This is a genomic window from Streptomyces sp. 5-10, from assembly GCF_014712245.1.
GTDB lineage: Bacteria > Actinomycetota > Actinomycetes > Streptomycetales > Streptomycetaceae > Streptomyces > Streptomyces violaceusniger.
Genome location: NZ_JACVYG010000047.1, coordinates 44,375 through 64,106 on the forward strand (window position 1 = coordinate 44,375; position 19,732 = coordinate 64,106).

A 19,732-nucleotide genomic window follows, 5' to 3' on the forward strand; every position below is an offset into this window, starting at 1 on the left:
GATGACAGCATGACGCGACCGGACACGCCGCGGGACGAGCGGTCCGTCCGGTCGGGCGATCTCCTCGGCGAGGGTGCCACCGCCAAGGCCACGGTCGACGAGCACGGCATCGTCACCCAGTGGAACGAGGCGGCCCGCGGGCTGCTCGGCTACCGCCCCGCCGAGATCGTGGGCAGACCCGTGGCCGAACTGCTCCACGACTCCTCACCCGCCCGCGCCGAGGTGCCGGCCGCGCTGCGCTCCCCCTCCCCGCCCGCCCGGCTGAACGGGCGGCTCACCCTGCTGCGCCGCGATGGCTCCGCCGTGGAGCTGGGGCTGCTGGCGCACCGCCGCACCTCGTCCGCCGGGGCCCCCGAGTGGCTGATCGTCTCCGCCGTGCCGCGCGCCGGGGACGCCGCCCGGGACGAGGCGCTGATGCGGCGCTCCTTCCTCGAGGGCCCCTGCACGACGGCGGTCTACGACACCGGGCTGCGGCTGCGCTGGGCCAACCACGACCTGGAGCGGGTGATGGGCCTGGAGCAGGAGGAGATGCGGGGGCTGCGGATTCCGGAGATCCTGCCCGGGCCCGAATCCGAGACGGCCGAGCGGACGATGCGGCGGGCGCTGGAGACGGGCGAGGGGCAGCGGCTGGAGCTGGCCACGCCCGTGCCCGGCCACCCCCGCCCCCTCGCCTGGTCCGCCGTCGTCGCCCCGCTGCTGGACGACGACGGGCGGGCGGCGGCCGTGATGCTGTCCGCTCACGACACGACCGCCCAGCTGACCGCCCGGGAGCGGCTGACGCTGCTCAACGAGGCCAGCGTGCGGATCGGCGGCACCCTGGACATCGACCGGACCGCGCAGGAGCTGGCCGATGTGGCCATCCCGGCGCTGGCCGACTTCGTGACGGTCGATCTGCTGCCCGCGGTGCACGACGGCGGCGAACCGCGCCCCGGCCCGCCGGGCAGCCATGTGCTGTTGCGCCGGGTCGCCTGCCGGTCGGTCTTCGCGGGCTGCCCGGAGGCCGTGCTGGAGCCGGGGCAGGTGGCCGCCTACCCCGAGTTCTCCCCCGCGGCCGAGTGTCTGAAGGCCGAGCGGGGGATGCTGAACCGGGTCACCGACCCCGCCATCGCCCGGTGGGCCGACGAGGCCCCGGACCGGGCCGCCATGATCCGCCGGTTCGGGCTCCATACGACGATGGCCGTTCCGATGCGGGCCCGCGGCACCACCCTCGGCGTGGCCACCTTCTCCCGGCACCGCCGCCCCGAGCCGTTCGAGCAGGACGATCTGCTGCTCGCCGAGGAGATGACGGCCAGGGCCGCCGTCTGCGTCGACAACGCCCGGCGGTACACCCACGAGCGGCACACCGCGCTGGCCCTCCAGCGCAGTCTGCTGCCGCGCACCCTGCCCCCGAGCGCCGCGGTGGAGGTCGCCTCCAGCTATCGGCCGGCCAACTCCCGGTCCGGGGTGGGCGGCGACTGGTTCGACGTCATCCGGCTGTCGGGATCGCGGGTCGCCCTGGTGGTCGGCGATGTGGTGGGCCACGGCGTGCGGGCGTCGGCGGCCATGGGGCGGCTGCGGACGGCGGTGCGCACCCTCGCCGACGTCGATCTCGCCCCCGATGAGCTGCTCACCCATCTGGACGATCTGGTCAACCATCTGTCGGACGAGACGGAGAGCGGCGCCGACGGCCCGGGCGCGGCGGAGGCGGCGGGCGCGGCGGACTCGGCGGGCGCGGCGGGCACGGCGGGCACGGCGGAGGCCGTGAACGCGGCGGAGGCCGGGGAGGTGACCGACGCGGAGGTCGGCGCCACCTGTCTGTACGCGGTCTACGACCCGGTCTCCCGCCGCTGCTCGCTGGCCCGGGCCGGGCATCCGCCGCCCGTGCTGGTGACGCCCGACGGCACCGCCACCCTTCTCGACCTGCCCAGCGGGCCGCCGCTGGGGCTGGGGAGCCTGCCGTTCGAGACGGTCGAGCTCGAACTGCCCGAGGGCAGTCTGCTGGCCCTCTACACCGACGGTCTGATCGAGTCCCGCGAAAGGGACGTCGACAAGGCGATCGACACCCTGCGCTTCACCCTCGCCCAGCCCGCCGCCTCGCTGGACGCCCGCTGCCAGGCCGTAGTGGCCAAGCTGCTGCCGGGCCACCCCACCGACGACATCGCCCTGCTCCTGGCCCGCACCCGGGGGCTGGGCGCGGACAGCGTGGCCACCTGGGAGCTGCCGGACGACCCGGCCGTGGTGGCCCGGGCCCGCCGGGAGGCCGCCGAGCGGCTGGCCGCGTGGGGGTTCGAGGCGGCCGCCTTCACCATGGAGGTCGTGGTCGGCGAGCTGGTCACCAACGCCATCCGGCACGCCGCCCCGCCCATCAGGCTGCGGCTGATCCATGACCGGGCCCTGATCTGCGAGGTCTCCGACGGCAGCGCCACCGCACCGCATCTGCGCCGGGCCCGCGCCTTCGACGAGGGCGGCCGCGGACTGCTGCTGGTGGCCCAGCTGACCGATAGCTGGGGCACCCGGCAGTCCGCCACNCGCCTTCGACGAGGGCGGCCGCGGACTGCTGCTGGTGGCCCAGCTGACCGATAGCTGGGGCACCCGGCAGTCCGCCACGGGCAAGACCATCTGGGCCGAGCTGGCCGTGTCCGCCCCATAAGGGCCCCATGGCCGGTGACCGCGCACGGCTTCACGACCGCAGCTCCCGCCGACGGTCTTCACTACAATCGCGGAGCCACGAAGCCCCGCTCAGCAGAGGGTCAACTACCCTTCGGTCAACTTGACCCGGCCCTAAAGGACCGGGCTTGGAGGTAGGGCGCCACTGGCTGTGACGTGGCCTCCTCCGTCCAGACACCCCTTATGGGATGGCAGGGACGCGTGACTCACGCCCCGCATTCCACACGCTCTCGCCGCGTTGGGCGATGTTGTGGGAAGCATTCCGGTCGGCGTGGGCAACGACCCCGCACCCCCGGCAGATGAAAAGCCCCTGGTCGATGCGGTTTCGCTTGTCGACGTGGCCGCATTCGGCGCATGTCTGCGACGTGTATGCGGGATCAACGAAGACCAGGGGCACACCGGCCCGCTTGGCCTTGTAGACGATGAAGTCTCCGAGCTGGGCGAAGGCCCAGGAGTGGAGCGTGACCCGTTGGGGCTTGCGGAGCCGTACCCTCTGCCGGATTCCCTTGAGTTCTTCCAGGGAGATCCCGGCCGAGGTGCGTTCAGCCTCGGTCACGATCGTCTTGGCGATGATGTGGTTGGTGTTCTTGGCGTGTCGCGCCTCGCGGCGGGAGCGCTCCTTCAACCGGCGCTTGGCGCTCTTGGTGTGCTTCTTCTGGAGCTTGGCGCGCAGGGCAAGCTGCCGCTTGCGGTACCGGTTCAGGCCGCGCCCGGCGGCCTGGTAGCCGGTGGACGTGGTGGCGATATTGGCAATGCCGAGGTCCACGCCGATGAACGAGTCGGGCTCATAGGGGGCGGACTCCGGGATCTCGCAGGTGGCGATCAGGTAGAACACGCCGTCCCGTTCGATCAGGTCGGACTCGCCCTTGCGGTACTGCTGGAGCGTCTTCAGCGCGTCCGCCGAGCAGGCGAACCGCACATTCTTCAATCTGCCTGCGGTAGTCCAGATCGACACGGTCTGCGTGTCGTACTGCCAGCTCAGACACCGGTCGTCGTACGGCTGGGCGCCCTCGGGACAAAAGGTGATCGGCTTCCCGGCGGCCTTGCGGTAGCGTTTCGAGCCCGGCTTGCCGAGGTTCCCGGCCTTCAGGTTCGCCTTCAAAGTGGCGTACGCATCGCATGTCCTCTTGATGACATGCTGGGCGGCCTGCGCACCGAGCCCCCACCGGGCGCGGATCTGCGGATAGGCGAGTTTACGCAAGCCGAAGTTCCGGGTGACGCCATGTTCGTAGGCGAGTGAACTGACCCAGGTGGCCGCCTCGTTGCAGGCGGCCAGGGTCATCTCCAGAGCCGACGCCTGCTCGGGCGTCGGCAGGAGTTTCACTTGGACTACCTGCTTCATGACCGCGACTCTACGTGCCCAGGAGTACAAGCATCGGCTCCGAACGTCAGTTCACCCGCGCGTGCGACCTCATCGCACACACATTCGCCCTCACCGGCTCCGCGCGGCCGCGTCGCCGTGGCCGGCCCAGACCACCCCACCGCACTGCTCCCCCACAGCTCGGCCCCGGCCATCGCCCAACTACGAACGGAGCCCTGAGGACTGCCCCGCGACCTGCTCCGGCCGGAGCACCTCGGCCAGGCGGTCGGCGGGCAGCAGGCCCTTCTCCAGGACGAGTTCGGCCACGCCGCGGCCGGTGGCGAGGGCCTCCTTGGCGATGCTGGTGGCCGCGCCGTAGCCGATGTACGGATTGAGCGCGGTGACCAGGCCGATGGAGTTCTCCACGGAGGTGCGCAGCCGCTCGGTGTTGGCGGTGATGCCCGCGACGCACCGCTCGGCCAGCACCAGGCAGGCGGCGCGCAGATGGGTGACGCTCTCCGAGAGGGAGTGCAGGATGATCGGCTCGAAGGCGTTCAGCTGGAGCTGTCCGGCCTCGGCGGCCATCGTGATGGCGACGTCGTTGCCGATCACCTCGAAGGCGACCTGGTTGACCACCTCGGGGATCACCGGGTTGACCTTGCCGGGCATGATGCTGGATCCGGCCTGCACCGGGGGCAGGTTGATCTCGTTGAGCCCGGCCCGCGGGCCCGAGGAGAGCAGCCGCAGGTCGTTGCAGCTCTTGGAGAGCTTGACGGCGATGCGCTTGAGGACGCCCGACAGATGGACGAAGGCGCCGCAGTCCTGCGTGGCCTCCACCAGGTTGGCGGCGGTGACCAGCGGCAGTCCGGTGATGGCCTCGAGGTGGCGGCGGGCGGCCTCGGCGTAGCCCTTGGGGGCGTTGAGGCCGGTGCCGATGGCGGTCGCGCCGAGGTTGATCTCGTGCACCAGGGTGGCGGCCTCCAGCAGCCGGCTCTGGTCCTCCTCCAGCATCACGGCGTACGCCGAGAACTCCTGGCCCAGCGTCATGGGCACCGCGTCCTGGAGCTGGGTGCGCCCCATCTTCAGGACGTCGCGGAACTCCTCGGCCTTGGCGGCGAACGCCCGGCGCAGTGTGTCCATGGCCGCGTGGAGCTCACGGACGGCGATGATCGTGGAGACGTTGACGGCGGTCGGGTAGACGTCGTTGGTGGACTGGCTGAGGTTGACGTCCTCGTTGGGGTGGAGGTGGGCGTAGTCGCCCTTCTCGTGGCCGAGGAGCTCCAGCGCCCGGTTGGCGATCACCTCGTTGGCGTTCATGTTGGTCGAGGTCCCGGCGCCGCCCTGGATCACATCGACGATGAACTGGTCGTGCAGGGCGCCCCGGCGTATCTCCTGGCAGGCGGCCGCGATGGCGTCGGCCTTCTGCGAGGTGAGCAGCCCGAGGTCCTCGTTGGCGCGGGCGGCGGCCTCCTTGACGGCGGCCAGGGCGCTGATCAGGTGCGGATAGGCGGAGATGGAGGTGCCGGTGATGGGGAAGTTCTCGCCGGCGCGCAGGGTGTGGATGCCCCAGTAGGCGTCGGCGGGGACGTCGCGGTCGCCGAGCAGGTCGTGTTCGCGGCGGTGGCCGGTGGCGCTCATGGTGTGCGGTCTTCCTCGGTTCCTCGTGAGGGTGGTCAGGCGGTGGGCGGGGCCAGGACGTCGGTGGGGTGCACTCCGCCGACGGCGGCCCCGCCGCCGTACACCGGCGTGGTGGCGAACTCGGCGAGCACCCCGGGGTCGATCCCGCAGTGGGTGAGGGCCGCGGCGGTCACCGGCATCCGGGCGCGGTCCGCACCGTCGGCGATCTTCACGGCGACGGCCCGGCCGTCGGGCAGCGCCGCGATCTGCACGCCCTCGAAGCCGTCCTTGGCGATCAGGCCCGGTACGGCGCGCATCAGCCGGGCCACGTCCCGGTCGGTGCCGGACGCCATGTCGGGGTGGGCGCGCAGGGCGGCCGCCACCCGCCCCTCGGGGGTGTCCATGGCGCCGGAGGCGATCCGGGCGGCGGCCGTCGCGAGTCCGCGCAGGGAGACGGAGAACAGCGGCGCGCCGCAGCCGTCGACCGAGACCCGGGCGATGCCCTGCCCGGTGAGGTCCTCCACGGTCTCGGCGATCAGCCGCTGCAGCGGATGGGCCGGGTCGAGGTAGTCCTCCAGCGGCCAGCCGCGCAGCTGGGCGGTGAGCAGCATCGCGGCGTGCTTGCCGGAGCAGTTCTGGGCGAGCCGGGTGGGCTCGCCGCCGTCGCGCAGCCAGGCGTCGCGCTCGGCGGGGCCGTACGGCAGGTCCGGGGTGTTGCGGAGGTCGGCCTCGGTGAGCCCGGCTCGGTCGAGGATGCGGCGGGCGCCGTCCAGATGGCGCGGCTGGCCGGAGTGGCTGGCGGCGGTGAGCGACAGCAGCTGCCCGTCCAGCGGCAGTCCGGCCCGCAGCAGGGCGACGGCCTGGACGGGCTTGAGCGCGGAGCGCGGGTAGAAGGCCACGTCGATGTCGCCGGCCTGGAAGGCGACCCGGCCGTCGGCGGCCAGGACGACGACCGAGCCGTGGTGGACGCCCTCGATGGCCCCGCCGCGCACCACATGGGCGAGCGGTACGTGGCGGGGTGCACGGATGGCGGGGGGCTCGGCCGGGGTGCGGCGGGTCGCGTCGTCGGTCCGTCCGAGGGGGGTGTTCATGGTGGTGCTCTCGTGGTCGGGGGTGTTCACGGGGTGGGATTCCTCCGGGTGGTGGTGGAGGGAGAGGGCGTCCGGGGGTGGTGCGGCCGCCGCGGAGAAACGATTCCTCAGTAAGGGTTCACGAGGGGTCCTTCATCCGGCTGCGGGCCGCGTACCAGCCGATGACCAGCGCCGCCAGGATCGCCGGAAGCGCCATGACGGTCAGTCGGCTGGGGCCGCCGTCCGCCCACATCAGGACGAGGACGGAGGCGAGGAAGCCCAGGGTGACGATCTCGGTGTACGGGGAGCCGGGGAGCCGGTAGCCGGGGCGGCTGACCTGGCCGGCCCGGGCGCGCCGCCAGAACAGCAGGTGACAGAGCATGATCATCGCCCAGGTCGAGAGGATGCCGATGGCGGCGAAGTTGAGCACGATCTCGAACGCCTTGCTCGGCACCACGTAGTTCAGGCCCACGCCCAGCACACAGAAGAAGGAGGTGAGCAGGATGCCTCCGTAGGGCACATGGGTGCGGCTCATGGCGCCGGTGAACCTGGGCGCGGAGCCGGACATCGCCATCGAGCGCAGGATCCGGCCGGTGGAGTACAGCCCGGAGTTGAGGCTGGACATCGCGGCGGTGAGCACGACCAGGTTCATCACCCCGCCGGCCGCCGGGACGCCGATCTTGGACAGCACGGTGACGAACGGGCTCTGGTCGCCCGAGTAGGAGCCGGAGGGCAGCAGCATCGAGAGCAGCACCACCGAGCCGACGTAGAACAGGCCCACGCGCCACATGATGGAGTTGATCGCCTTGGGCATGATCTTCTCGGGGTTCTCGGTCTCGCCCGCGGCCACGCCGACCAGCTCCACGGAGGCGTAGGCGAAGACGACGCCCTGGATGACCAGCAGCATCGGCAGCACACCGTGCGGGAAGACGCCGCCGTGCTCGGTGATCAGGCTGGGCCCGGTGCTGCCACCGGCCACCTGCTCGCGGGTGACCAGCAGGAAGATGCCGATCGCCATGAAGACGACGAGCGCGCCGACCTTGATGATCGCGAACCAGAACTCCAGCTCACCGAAGATCTTCACCGAGATCAGGTTGACCGTGAGCACCACGGCGAGCGCGATCAGGGCGATCACCCACTGCGGGATCTCGGTGAACATCCCCCAGTAGTGGGTGTACGTCGCCACGGCCGTGATGTCGGCGACCCCGGTGGTGGCCCAGTTCAGGAAGTACATCCAGCCCGCGACGAAGGCGCCCTTCTCGCCGAGGAACTCACGGGCGTAGGAGACGAACGCGCCGGAGGAGGGCCGGTGCAGCACCAGCTCGCCCAGGGCGCGCACGACCAGGAAGGCGAAGACGCCGCAGACCGCGTACGCCAGGGCCAGGGACGGCCCGGCGTCCTTGAGCCGCCCTCCGGCGCCGAGGAAGAGGCCGGTGCCGATCGCCCCGCCGATGGCGATCATGTTGACGTGCCGGGCCTTGAGGGACTTGCTGTAACCGGCGTCGCCCGCGTCCACATGCGCGGGGCTCCCGGCCTGGTGCTGTTGGCGGTCTTCTTGCCGGAGGGACTGCTCGCTCACGCCTGCTGTCCGCCTTCCGTCGGTGCTGTCGTCCGGCTGTCCGCCGCAGCGGGCCGCACGATGGAGGTCAGGGTGGTCTCCACACGTTCGAGGTGGTGGGACATGGCCTCCACCGCGTCGTGTTCGGACCCGTCGGCGAGCGCCTCGACGATCGCCCGGTGCTCCCGGTTCGACTGCTCGCGGCGGCCGCCGAGTTCGTTGAGAAATGCCGACTGCCGGGCCAGGGCATCGCGGATCTCCTCGATGACCCGCCGGAAGACCGGGTTCCGGGCCGCCTGGGCGACGGCGAGGTGGAACAGCGTGTCCATCGCCACCCATGCGGTGGTGTCGGTCTCCCGCTCCATCCGCTCCAGCAGATGGGACAGGTGGTCGAGGTCCTCGGCGGAGCGGCGCAGCGCCGCGTAGCCCGCCACCGGGATCTCGATGTGCCGGCGCACCTCCAGCAGGTCGCTCGCGGCGTAGTCGCCGAAGGTGGGGTCGGCCACCGGGCCGCTGGAGATGACGAAGGTGCCCTTGCCGGTGCGCGAGGCGGTCAGCCCCATGGTCTGCAGGGCCCTGAGGGCCTCGCGGAGCACCGGCCGGCTCACCTCCAGGCGACGGCAGAGCTCGGCCTCGGAGGGGAGTTTGTCCCCCACCGCGTAATCGCCGCGCTCGATCGCTTCCCGGAGGTGGGTGAGAACCGCCTCCATCGCGCTGACGCGACGGGGAGAGGCGAATTCGGAGCCACCTGTCTGGCTGTCTGACAAGTTCACGCGGCGATCCTCAGGCGTACACCGGAGGGTTGTCAAGGGTCGGCTTTCCCCTCCCCACTGCCCGTTCTGTGGTGATATGGAGTATTCGTCACGAACGCCGGAGACCCCATGCCCCACCGCCTCGCCACCGCCACCGTGGCCCTGCTCCTGCTGTGCGGCCCGGCCGCCGCGGGCTGCGGCGGGGGTGCGGGCTCGGGCAAGGTCGGCGTGGTGCTGCCGCTGCTCACCTCGCCCTTCTGGGAGGCGTACAACGACGACATCCCGGGGCAGAGCAGGAAGGCGGGCGTACGGGTGCTGCCGACGGTCAACTCCGACAACGACCCGGGCAAGCAGATCACCGATATCGACAATCTGCTGGCCCAGGACATCAAGGGCCTAGTCGTCTCCCCGATCGACTCCGCCGCCATCGGCCCCGGGCTGAGCGCCGCCCGGCGCGCCCATGTGCCGGTCGTCGCCGTCGATGTGGCCCCCGACCGGGGCAGGGTGGCCATCGTGGTCCGGGCCGACAACCGCGCGTTCGGCGCCAAGGCGTGCCACAGCCTCGGCCGCGCCGTGCGGCGGGGCACGGTGGTGCAGATCGAGGGCGATCTGGCCTCGGTCAACGGCCGGGACCGCACGGCCGCCTTCAACGACTGCATGGCGCGGCACTACCCGGACATCAAGATCCTGGACATCCCGGCCGGCTGGCAGGCGGAGAAGGCGGCGGCCGGCCTGGAGGCCCTCTACAGCGCCCACCCCGGCATCAAGGGCATCTACCTCCAGGCCGGCGGCGTCTATCTGGCGCCCACCCTGCGCACTCTCCAGCGCCACCGCGCCCTGGTCCCGGTGGGGCACCGCGGCCACATCGCCATCGTCTCCAACGACGGGATCCCGCAGGAGCTGGACGCGATCCGTAAGGGCCTGATCGACGCCACCGTCTCCCAGCCCGCGGACCTCTACGCCGTCTACGCCATGCGCTACATCAAGCAGGCCATGGCCGGGAAGCCCTTCAAGGCGGGGCCGACCGGCCACGGCAGCACCATCGTCCGGCTGCGCGGCGGCAATCTGGAGGACCAGCTGCCCGCCCCGCTGGTGACCCGGGCCAATGTCGACGACCGCTCCCTGTGGGGCAACCGGGTATGACCGGGGAGCCGCCCCCGCTGGCCGAGGCGCGCGGGATCACCAAGCGGTACGGGCCCACGGTGGCCCTGCGGGACGCGGGGATCGCCGTACGGGCGGGCGCCTCGCACGGCCTCGTCGGCCGCAACGGCGCGGGCAAGTCCACGCTGGTCGCGATCCTCACCGGCCTCGAGCGGCCGGACGCGGGGACCGTGGCCTACGACGGCGAGCCCGCCCCCGCCCCCGCCGACCGGGCGGCGTGGGACCGCCGGGTGGCCTGTGTCCACCAACGCTCGATGGTCATCGGCGAACTGACGGTCGCGGAGAACCTGTTCCTCGGCCGCCGCCCGGTCACCTCCCGGGGGCTGCCGGTCAGTTGGCGGCGGCTGCGCCGGGAGGCCCGCGCCCTGCTGGACACCTGGGGCGTGCCGGTGCCCGAGAACGCCGTGGCGCGGGTCCTGAGCGTCGAGGAGGCCAAGATGGTGGAGATCGCCCGCGCGCTGTCCCGAGGCACCCGCTTCGTCATCCTCGACGAGCCCACGGCCCAACTCGACGGCCGGGCCGCCGCGCGGCTGTTCGGCCATATGCGGCGGCTCCAGGACGCCGGGGTCACCTTCCTCTACATCTCGCACCGGCTGGGCGAGATCTACGAGGTCTGCCGGACCGTCACCGTCCTGCGGGACGCCCGCCGGATCGTCACCGCACCGGTCGGCGAACTCCCCACCCGGGCGCTGATCGGGGCGATGACGGGCGAGCCCGCCGAGCCGTACCGCGCCCCGGCCCCCGCCGCCCCGCCGCGGCCGGGCGGCGAGGGGCCGGTGGCGGTGCGGGTCGACCGGCTCAGCGGGCCGTTCTTCCACGACGTCAGCCTCACCCTCGCGGCCGGGGAGGTGGTGGGCCTCGCCGGGCTGGCCGGTTCCGGCAGCCATCAGCTCGGCGCGGCCCTGGCCGGTCTGCACCGGCCCACCGGCGGGCGGATCGAGATCCTCGGCCGGCCACTGCGGACCGGCAGCGTGCCGGCGGCGCTGGCCGCCGGGGTGGGCTGTCTGCCCCGCGACCGGCACACCGAGGGGCTGGTCCCCCAGCTGTCGGTGGCCGAGAACATCACACTGCCCATCAGCGGGCGGCTCGGGCCCTGCGGGCTGATCCGGCCCTCGGCCCGCGACGCCCTCGCCCGCCGCGCCATCGACGAGCTGGAGATCACCACCGAGGGCCCGGCGCAGCCGGTGACCGCGCTGTCCGGCGGCAACCAGCAGAAGGTGGCGATGGCCCGGGCGCTGGCCACGGATCCGCGGGTGCTGGTGCTGATCGACCCGACGGCCGGGGTGGACGTGCGGTCCCGGCGCGCTCTGCTGGAGGTCGCGCTGCGGGCACGGGCCGAGGGGCGTGCGGTGCTGCTGGTCTCCGACCAGCCGGAGGATCTGCGGGCCTGCGACCGGGTGCTGGTGATGGCGGGCGGCTTCCTGACCGCCGCGTACCAGGCGGGCTGGGCGGAGCGGGAGCTGATCGCCGCGATCGAGGGGGTTCCCCTCGGCCATGGCTGACCTTCGCACGCCCCACGCGCCGGGCCGCGTCCGCCGCCTCGTCCCGCTGGGCATCCGCGATCTGGCGCTGCTGCCCGCGGTGGTCCTGCTGCTGGTCATCGGCGCCCTCGGCAACCCCGGCTTCCTCACCCGGGACAACCTGGTCAACATCCTGGGGGCGTCCTCCGCGCTCGGGCTGCTCGTGCTCGCCGAGGCGATGATCCTGATCAGCGGCAGGATGGACCTCTCCCTGGAGTCCATCGCGGGCCTGGCCCCCGCGCTCGGCTTCCTGGTCGTCATCCCGGCCGCCGACGCGGGCTTCGGCACCCGGTGGCCCACCTGGGCGGGGCTGCTGCTGATCCCGCTGGTGGGCGCGGGCGTGGGCGCCGTCAACGGGGCGCTGATCGTGGGGCTGGGGCTGAACGGATTCATCGTGACCCTGGCGATGAACATCGTGCTGCGGGGTGTGCTGATCGGCCTGGTCTCGGGCAGGACGCTGTTCAGCGCGCCGGACGCGTTCTTCGCCCTGGGCTCGCGGGACTGGCTGGGGGTGCCGATCTCGGTGTGGCTGACGGCGCTGTGCTTCGCGCTCGCCGGGTTCGTGCTGCGCTACCACCGGCACGGCCGCGCGGTGTACGCGATCGGCGGCAGCACCCCCGCCGCCCGGGCGGCGGGCATCCGGACCGGGCGGGTGGGGTGGGCCGTCCTGGTGATCGGCGGGGCGCTGTCGGGGGTGGCAGGGCTGGTGCTGGCCGGGCGGGTCGGGGCGCTGGGCGCCAATCAGGGCAGCGGCCTGATCTTCACCGTCTTCGCGGCCGCGGTGATCGGCGGGATCAGCCTCCGGGGCGGCCGGGGCTCCCTGCTGGGGGCGCTGCTGGGCACCCTGCTGCTGGGGATGCTGGAGAACCTGCTGACCCTGGCCCAGGTCTCGTCCTTCTGGATCCAGGCGATCTACGGCGGGATCATCCTCGTCGCGCTCGTCGTCGCACGGCTCACCACCGGGGAGGCGCAGGAGTCATAGTATTAAGGGAAATGTATCCGCAGATGGGACGGGTGCGATGGCCATCCCCCAGGGAATCGCGCCGACCGAGACGCATGTCCCCTTCGACATGGCGGATGCGGCCTCGGCGCTGATCGACGCCACGGGGACCATCATCGGCTGGACCCCGACGGCGGAGCGACTTCTCGGCTATCCGGCGGCGGATGCGATGAAGCAGTCGGCCAGGATGCTGCTGGCGGCGCCGGAGGACGCCGCGAAGGCCGAGGCGATCGGCTCCTGGTGCCTGGAGCACGACGGCTGGGGCGGTCTGGGCCGGCTCCGGCACCGGGACGGCCGCCGGATCGAGGTGGGGCTGCGGATCTCCGCCATGCGCGACCCGGACGGCGATGTCTCCTGGCTGGTCTCCGCGATCGACGTGGGCTCCATCCCGACCTGGGCGCTCAGCGGCTCGCTGCTCCAGGCGTTCCTCACCCGGTCGCCGGTCGGGATCGCCGTGCTCAGCCCGGACCTGCGGTATGTGTGGCTCAACGACACGCTGGAGCGCTACGGCGGGCTGCCCCGTGAGCAGCGGATCGGCCGCCGGATGGCGGAGTGCCTGCCGGGGCTGGACACCGAGGCGCTCGAGGCGCAGATGCGGCAGGTGCTGAAGACCGGCAAGCCGGTGATCGACTACGAGTACCGGGGCTGGACGATGGCCGCGCCCCACCGCGAGCACGCGTACTCGACCTCCTTCTTCCGCCTGGACAACGCCGAGGGCAATCCGGTGGCCGTGTGCTACATGGGCATCGACGTCACCGACCGCTGGCGGGCCCGGGAGCGGCTGGCGCTGCTCAACGAGGCCAGCGAGCAGATCGGCAGCACGCTGGACGTCATGCGCACCGCGCAGGAGGTGGCCGACTTCGCGGTGCCCAGGCTCGCCGACTTCGTCACCGTGGATCTGCTGGAGTCCGTCCTGCGCGGCGAGGAGCCCTCGGCACGGCCGACCCGGACCATCCCGGCCTTCCGGCGCGCCGGCCAGGCGTCCATCCACGAGGGCTGTCCCGAGTCCATCGCGGCGCGCGGCGATCCGATCACCATCTCCCCGGCGTCGCCCTTCGCCTGTTGTTTCCTCGAAGGAGAGTCCGTGCTGGATTCGGAGCTGGACGCCTCCTTGCAGGCGTGGAGCGGCGACGACCCGGCCCGGACGCGGAAGGTGCACGAATTCGGGATGCGCTCCTTGATCGTGGTTCCGATCTGCGCCCGCGGCGCCCTCCTGGGCGTGGCCTCGTTCGTCCGCTCCCGGCATCCGGACCCGTTCGAGGAGGACGATCTGCTGCTCGCCGAGGAACTGGTCGCGCGGGCCGCGCTGAACATCGACAACGCCAGCCGTTACAGCCGTGAGCGCGCCACCGCGCTGGCCCTCCAGCGGAGTCTGCTGCCACACGCCCTGAGCGGCGGCCAGGCCGTCGAGGTGGCCTCGCGCTATCTGCCCACGGACGCGCGCAACGGAGTCGGCGGCGACTGGTTCGATGTGATCCCGCTGTCCGGCGCCCGGGTGGCGCTGGTGGTCGGCGACGTGGTCGGGCACGGCATCAACGCCGCGGCCACCATGGGTCGGTTGCGGACGGCCGTGCACACGCTCGCCGACATGGACCTGCCGCCCGAGGAGCTGCTGGCCCACCTCGACGACCTGGTCATCCGGCTCACCGAGGAGGAGTCCGGGCAGGAGGGCGTGGCGGCCGCGGTGCTGGGCGCCACGTGCCTGTACGCGATCTACGACCCGGTCACCCGGCGGTGCACCATGGCGCGGGCGGGCCACCCGACCCCCGCGATCGTGGACCCCTCGGGCGAGGTCACCTTCCCCGCGCTGCCCGCCGGTCCCCCGCTGGGCCTGGGGTCGCTGCCGTTCGAGTCGGCGGAGCTGGAGCTGCCCGCCGGAAGCCTGATCGCCCTCTACACCGACGGGCTCATCGAGACCTGCGACCAGGACATCGACGTCGGCCTCGGGCGGCTGAGCAACGCCCTCGGCCAGGCCGTGCTGCCGCTGGAGGAGCTCTGCAGCACGGTCGTCGACACCCTGCTGACCTCTCCGCAGACCGACGATGTGGCCCTGCTGCTGGCCCGTACCCACGGTCTGGGCACCGGCCACGTCGTCTCCTGGGACCTGCCCTCCGATCCGGCCGTCGTGGCCAGCGCCCGCTCCCTGGCGATGCGCCAGCTCGCCGAGTGGGGTCTGGACGAGCTGATGACCACCACGGAACTGATCGTCAGCGAGCTGGTCACCAACGCCATCCGCCACGGCACCGGCCCCATCCGGCTCCGGCTGATCCGGCATGACGTGCTGATCTGCGAGGTCACCGACACCAGCAACACCTCGCCCCGGCTGCGCCACGCCCGCACCACCGACGAGGGCGGCCGGGGGCTGTTCCTCGTCGCCCAGCTGACCCGCCGCTGGGGCACCCGCTACACCGAGGGCGGCAAGCTCATCTGGGCCGAACAGGACCTTCCGGAACGAGACCTCCCGGAACCCGCATGAAGCACGCTCCGGCGCACCCCCGCCCTGTTCATGATCGGCCGGCTCCCGCACACTGGCCCTGTGCCAACAGGAGGGGGGCATCCGAGGTGCGGAGGCCGGTCGGCGGCGAGGACCTGTGGGGGCGGCGGCTGGCCTCCCCGTGGTGGCGGGGCGCGATGGCGCTGCTGGCGGGCGCGCTGCCCGCACTGGCCTTTCCCGCGCCCTCGCTGTGGTGGTGGGCGTATGTGGCCCTGGTGCCCTGGCTGCTGCTGATGCGGTCGGCGCCCACCGGCCGCCGGGCGATGCGGGACGGCTGGCTGGGCGGCGCCGGGTTCCTGCTCGCGGCGCACCACTGGCTGATGCCGAGCCTGCATGTGTTCATCGTGCTCCTGGGGCTGCTGCTGGGGCTGTTGTGGGTGCCCTGGGGGTGGCTGACGCACCGGCTGCTGCACGGCCGCCCGGGTCCCGGGCGGGTGGCGGCGGCGCTGGTGCTGCTGCCGTCCGTCTGGCTGATGGCCGAGCTGGCCCGGTCCTGGCAGTATCTCGGCGGGCCCTGGGGGCTGCTGGGCGCGAGCCAGTGGCAGGTGGCGCCCGCGCTGCGGCTGGCCTCGGTGGGCGGGGTCTGGCTGCTGGGCTTTCTGCTGGTCCTGGTGAATGTGGCGGTGACCGTGCTGATCTCGGTGGCCCGGGCCCGTACGGTGGCGCTGGCCGGGCTCACCGCGTGCGGCGCCGCGGCGGCCGGGGCGTGGGCCTGGGTGCCGCAGGCCAAGGAGCCCGGAACGACGCGGATCGCGGTGGTGCAGCCGGGGGTCATCCAGGGGCCGGGGCCGCGCTTCGAGCGCAGCGCGCAGCTGACCCGGCAGCTGGCCGGCCGCGATGTCGACCTGGTGGTGTGGGGCGAGAGCAGCGTCGCCCAGGACCTGACCACCCATCGGGAGCTGGGCCGGCGGCTGGCCGCGCTGTCCCGGACGGTCGGGGCGGATCTGCTGGTCAACGTGGACGCGCGGCGCGGCGATATGCCCGGCATCTACAAGAGCTCGGTGCTGATCGGGCCGAACGGCCCGACGGGGCAGCGCTACGACAAGATGCGGCTGGTCCCCTTCGGGGAGTACATCCCGGCCCGGCCGCTGCTGGGCTGGGCCACCTCGGTGGGCAAGGCGGCCGGTGAGGACCGCCATCGCGGCACCGAGCCGGTGGTGATGAACCTCCCCGGTTCCCTGCGGATCGGGCCGCTGGTGTGCTTCGAGTCGGCGTTCCCGGACATGAGCCGGAACCTGGCGCGGGACGGGGCGCGGGTGCTCGTCGTCCAGTCCTCGACCTCGACCTTCCAGCGGAGCTGGGCGCCCGAGCAGCACGCCTCGCTGGCCGCGCTGCGGGCCGCCGAGACCTGGCGGCCGGTGGTGCATGCCACGCTGACCGGGGAGAGCGCGGTGTTCGGGCCGCGCGGCGAGCCGGTGGGGCCCCGGATGTCCACCGGCACCAGCGCGGCCACCGTCTACACGGTGCCGCTGGGGCAGGGCACCAGCCCGTATGTGCGGATCGGGCCCTGGCCGGTGTACGGGGCGATGGCGGCGCTCGCCGTCTTCTGCGCCGTCGAGGGGGGCCGGGCGCTCAGACGGCGGACGGACCGGCCGTTGGACCGGCGGCCGGGGCGACCGGCAGACCAGCGGACGGACCAGCCGACTCCAGGGCGTCCCTGACGACCCGTTCGCACAGCTCATGGCTGCGCAGCGCGTCCTCGGCGCCGATCCGCCGCCCGGAGCGCACCGCGTCCAGGAAGGCGTCGGTGATCTGCTCGATCCCGCGCTGCCGCGCCACCGGCACCCAGTCGCCCCGGCGGCGCACGCTCGGCTGGCCCTTGTGGTCGACCACCTCGGCCAGGTTGAGCACCTGCCGCTTGGTGTCCTGGCCGGAGACCTCCAGGACCTCCTCGGTGGAGCCGCTCATCCGGTTCATCACGCCGAGCGCGGTGAACCCGTCCCCGGACAGCTGGAGCAGCACATGGTGTATCAGCCCGCCGCGGATCCTGGCGCGCACATCGATGTGGTCCACCGGCCCGGGCGCGAGGAAGCGCAGCGTGTCGACCACGTGGATGAAGTCGTCCAGGACCAGGGTGCGCGGGTCCTCGGCGAGGCCGACGCGGTTCTTCTGGAGCAGGATCAGATCGCGCGGATGGTCCAGGCACTGGGCGTAGCCGGGCGCGTAACGCCGGTTGAAGCCGACCATCAGGCTCACCCCGCGCTCCTCGGCGAGCCGCACGAGCCGCTCGCTGTCGGCGAGGTGGTACGCGAGCGGCTTGTCGACGTACGTGGGCACCCCGGCCTCGAGCAGCCGGGTGACGAGGTCGGCGTGGACGTCGGTCGGGGCGTGCACGAAGGCCGCGTCGAGCCCGGCCGCGAGCAGCGCGTCGAAGTCGGCGTGGCGCTGGGCTTCGGGGACGCGATAGGTGTCGGCGACCCGCTGGAGGGTGGCGGGGGTGCGGGTGTGGAGATGCGGCTCCAGGCCGGGGCGGGCCATCAGTACGGGCAGATACGCCTTCTGCGCGATGTCGCCGAGCCCGACGCAGCCGACCCTCATGTGTTCTCCCCGGTCTCTTCCGATCACGCCTTCCGCTGTGCCCCCGCAGGATACGTGGGGGTGGGCGGAGACCAGTCGGCGATGCCGTCGAAGGAGCGGAGGGCCAGACCGGGGGCGAGGCGGCCGACGGCGGCGATCGCGGCGTCGCGGAGGGCGACGGCGGGGGCGCTGGTGAGGGTGATCATGCGAGCGGTGCGCGCCGAGCGGCGCACCACGTCCATGGTGCGGGGCAGCCGGTCGCGGGTGTAGGCGGCCAGCGCGTCGGAGGGGTCGGCGGTCTCGGGGGCCAGATGGTGGGCGAGGACGATGGCGTCCTCGATGGCCTGGTTGCCGCCCTGCCCCATCGTGGGGGCCATGGCGTGGGCGGCGTCGCCGAGGAGGGCGACCCGGCCCCGGTGGTAGGCGGGCAGGGGCTCGGCCATGTACCGGATGTCATGGCGCAGCACGTCCCTGGGCGCGACGGCGGCGAGGACGTCGGGGACGGGGCTGTGCCAGTCGCCGTAGAGCCGCAGCAGTTCGGACCGCTCGTCGTCCGGGGCCCGGCCGCCGGGCGGGGCGACGGCCGCCGCGTAGGCGTAGACCCGGCCGTCCCTGAGCGGCTGGGTGCCCCAGATCCGGCCCCTCCCCCAGGTCTCGTGCGGCTCGAACGGCCGGTCGGGGGCGGGGATGACGACACGCCAGGTGGTGAATCCGGCGTAGCGGGGCCCGGGATGGTCCGGGAAGAGCGCGCGGCGGGCGGCCGAGTCGATGCCGTCGGCGCCGATGACGAGCTCGGCCTCGTGGTCGCCGTCCTCGGTGGTGACCCGGGCCGGGCGGCCGACGGCGCCGGGGTCGGCCAGCCGGGCGGCGGTCCCGGTGCGGACCACGCCCTGGGGCAGCCGGGAGACGAGCAGGTCGACGAGGGTGGCCCGGTGGAGGAGGACCAGCGGGCCGCCGAAGCGCTCGGCCGTCGTGGCGCTGTCCATCCGGGAGAGCCAGCGGCCGCCGGGGGTGCGCAGTCCGCCGCCGCCCTGCCAGGCGGCGAGCGCGCGCACGTCGTCGCCGAGGTCGATGGCGTCCAGGGCGCGCTGGGCGTTGGGGGCGAGCGAGATTCCGGCGCCGACGGGTTCGAGGCGGGCGGCCCGCTCCAGGACGGTGATGGACCAGCCGCGGCGGTGCAGGGCCGCGGCGGCGGTGAGCCCGCCGACTCCGGCACCGATGACGAGGGCACGGGGCTGCCGCATGACTCCTCCAGGTCAACTACAGGTGTAGTACTCACATATGTTACTACATCCGTAGTACGGATGGCGGATGGGCTTAGGTTGGCCCCATGACCGCTGATCGAACCGCCGCTTCCGCTTCCGGCGCCTCCCCGTCCGCCTCCGCGTCCGGCGTCTCGCGCGCCGAGCTGATCGCCGACACCGCGCTGGCGCTGCTGGCCGAGCGCGGGATGCGGGGGCTGACGCACCGTGCGGTGGACGAGGCGGCCGGGCTGCCACTCGGCTCGACCTCCAACCACGCCCGGACCCGGGCCGCCCTGCTCAAGGCGGCGGTCCGGCGGCTGGCCCAGCGGGAGGCGGAGGTGCTGGCGCCCGAGGAGATGCCGGGCCCCGCCGGGGCGGCACCGGACGGAACCGATCCGGTCGCGGCGCTGGCCGACGCGCTCGCGCTCGCCCTGCACCGCTCGCTCACCACCCAGCGCGATCTGCTGATCGCCCGCTACGAGCTCGCGCTGGAGGCGACCCGCCGCCCCGAGCTGCGGGAGTTCTACGACGCCACGGGACGCGGCTTCCGGGAGCCGCTCGAGGCGATGATGACGGCGCTGGGCTCCACCGAGCCCCGGCGGCACGCGCGGTCGCTGGTCGCCTGGTGCGAGGGGCTGATGTTCAGCTGCGCCGCGGGCGCCGACCACGACGCCGTCCCCGGCCGCGCGGCGCTGCGCACCGGCTTCGCGGAGCTGCTGCGCGGGATGCTCGGCGAATAGGGTGCGCAGGAACCACGCGCGGAATGCTCGGCGAATGGGGCGCGCAGGAGCCGCCGCGCGGGACGCCGGACGGATAACGCCTGGCGGGCCGGGCGGCGGGGCCGCCATCATGA

The 19,732-nt window shown here is 73.0% G+C and carries 14 protein-coding genes; 7 read left to right on the top strand and 7 right to left on the bottom strand.

What is annotated here, in order from left to right; all coding sequences use genetic code 11:
- Window positions 1-9: 9 nt before the first annotated feature.
- On the top strand, window positions 10-2,562 hold the full coding sequence (locus IEJ02_RS36855; RefSeq protein WP_191068764.1) for a SpoIIE family protein phosphatase: 2,553 nt from the start codon (window positions 10-12) through the stop codon (window positions 2,560-2,562).
- 265 nt (window positions 2,563-2,827) lie between these two features.
- Here the strand turns inward: IEJ02_RS36855 and IEJ02_RS36860 are convergent, their stop codons facing one another.
- The 5 genes from IEJ02_RS36860 to IEJ02_RS36880 form a co-directional block, all read right to left on the bottom strand.
- The gene (locus tag IEJ02_RS36860; protein ID WP_191068765.1) at window positions 2,828-3,988 is read right to left on the bottom strand and encodes an RNA-guided endonuclease InsQ/TnpB family protein; all 1,161 of its coding nucleotides are present in this window, start codon (window positions 3,986-3,988) and stop codon (window positions 2,828-2,830) included.
- Window positions 3,989-4,168: 180 nt separating this feature from the next.
- Window positions 4,169-5,584: an aspartate ammonia-lyase gene (gene aspA / locus IEJ02_RS36865; protein ID WP_191068766.1), complete on the bottom strand. Its 1,416-nt coding sequence runs from the start codon at window positions 5,582-5,584 to the stop codon at window positions 4,169-4,171.
- Between the two features lie 35 nt (window positions 5,585-5,619).
- Window positions 5,620-6,654, bottom strand: coding sequence for an asparaginase (locus IEJ02_RS36870; RefSeq protein ID WP_191068795.1), 1,035 nt, complete (start codon window positions 6,652-6,654; stop codon window positions 5,620-5,622).
- Between the two features lie 118 nt (window positions 6,655-6,772).
- The gene (locus IEJ02_RS36875; protein ID WP_191068767.1) at window positions 6,773-8,212 is read right to left on the bottom strand and encodes an amino acid permease; all 1,440 of its coding nucleotides are present in this window, start codon (window positions 8,210-8,212) and stop codon (window positions 6,773-6,775) included.
- Window positions 8,209-8,964 carry a FadR/GntR family transcriptional regulator gene (locus IEJ02_RS36880; protein ID WP_137976621.1) on the bottom strand — a complete coding sequence of 252 codons (756 nt, stop codon included), beginning with the start codon at window positions 8,962-8,964 and terminating at the stop codon, window positions 8,209-8,211. Before IEJ02_RS36880 ends, IEJ02_RS36875 begins: the two co-directional genes overlap by 4 nt.
- Before the next feature lie 108 nt (window positions 8,965-9,072).
- On the opposite strand from IEJ02_RS36880, the gene IEJ02_RS36885 reads away from it, so the two are divergent.
- From IEJ02_RS36885 to lnt, 5 genes are all read left to right on the top strand, one after another.
- Window positions 9,073-10,086 (top strand): sugar ABC transporter substrate-binding protein, encoded by a 1,014-nt coding sequence (locus IEJ02_RS36885; protein ID WP_191068768.1) that lies wholly within the window; start codon window positions 9,073-9,075, stop codon window positions 10,084-10,086.
- Entirely contained in the window at window positions 10,083-11,606 is a 1,524-nt protein-coding gene (locus tag IEJ02_RS36890; RefSeq protein WP_191068769.1) for a sugar ABC transporter ATP-binding protein, read from the top strand. The genes IEJ02_RS36885 and IEJ02_RS36890 overlap by 4 nt, the downstream gene beginning before the upstream one ends.
- On the top strand, window positions 11,599-12,606 hold the full coding sequence (locus IEJ02_RS36895; protein ID WP_191068770.1) for an ABC transporter permease: 1,008 nt from the start codon (window positions 11,599-11,601) through the stop codon (window positions 12,604-12,606). The genes IEJ02_RS36890 and IEJ02_RS36895 overlap by 8 nt, the downstream gene beginning before the upstream one ends.
- Before the next feature lie 37 nt (window positions 12,607-12,643).
- Window positions 12,644-15,100 (top strand): SpoIIE family protein phosphatase, encoded by a 2,457-nt coding sequence (locus IEJ02_RS36900; protein ID WP_191068771.1) that lies wholly within the window; start codon window positions 12,644-12,646, stop codon window positions 15,098-15,100.
- A 155-nt stretch (window positions 15,101-15,255) separates the two neighbouring features.
- Window positions 15,256-16,779 carry an apolipoprotein N-acyltransferase gene (gene lnt, locus IEJ02_RS36905; RefSeq protein ID WP_191068796.1) on the top strand — a complete coding sequence of 508 codons (1,524 nt, stop codon included), beginning with the start codon at window positions 15,256-15,258 and terminating at the stop codon, window positions 16,777-16,779.
- Here lnt and IEJ02_RS36910 read toward each other — a convergent pair.
- Both IEJ02_RS36910 and IEJ02_RS36915 read right to left on the bottom strand, forming a co-directional pair.
- Window positions 16,691-17,656 (bottom strand): Gfo/Idh/MocA family protein, encoded by a 966-nt coding sequence (locus tag IEJ02_RS36910; protein ID WP_191068772.1) that lies wholly within the window; start codon window positions 17,654-17,656, stop codon window positions 16,691-16,693. The genes lnt and IEJ02_RS36910 overlap by 89 nt on opposite strands.
- 23 nt (window positions 17,657-17,679) lie before the next feature.
- The gene (locus IEJ02_RS36915; protein ID WP_191068773.1) at window positions 17,680-18,879 is read right to left on the bottom strand and encodes an FAD-dependent monooxygenase; all 1,200 of its coding nucleotides are present in this window, start codon (window positions 18,877-18,879) and stop codon (window positions 17,680-17,682) included.
- An 86-nt stretch (window positions 18,880-18,965) separates the two neighbouring features.
- Between IEJ02_RS36915 and IEJ02_RS36920 the strand changes: the two genes are divergently transcribed.
- Window positions 18,966-19,619, top strand: a complete 654-nt coding sequence (locus tag IEJ02_RS36920; protein ID WP_223865076.1) for a TetR/AcrR family transcriptional regulator — start codon at window positions 18,966-18,968, stop codon at window positions 19,617-19,619.
- The last annotated feature ends 113 nt before the right edge of the window (window positions 19,620-19,732 follow it).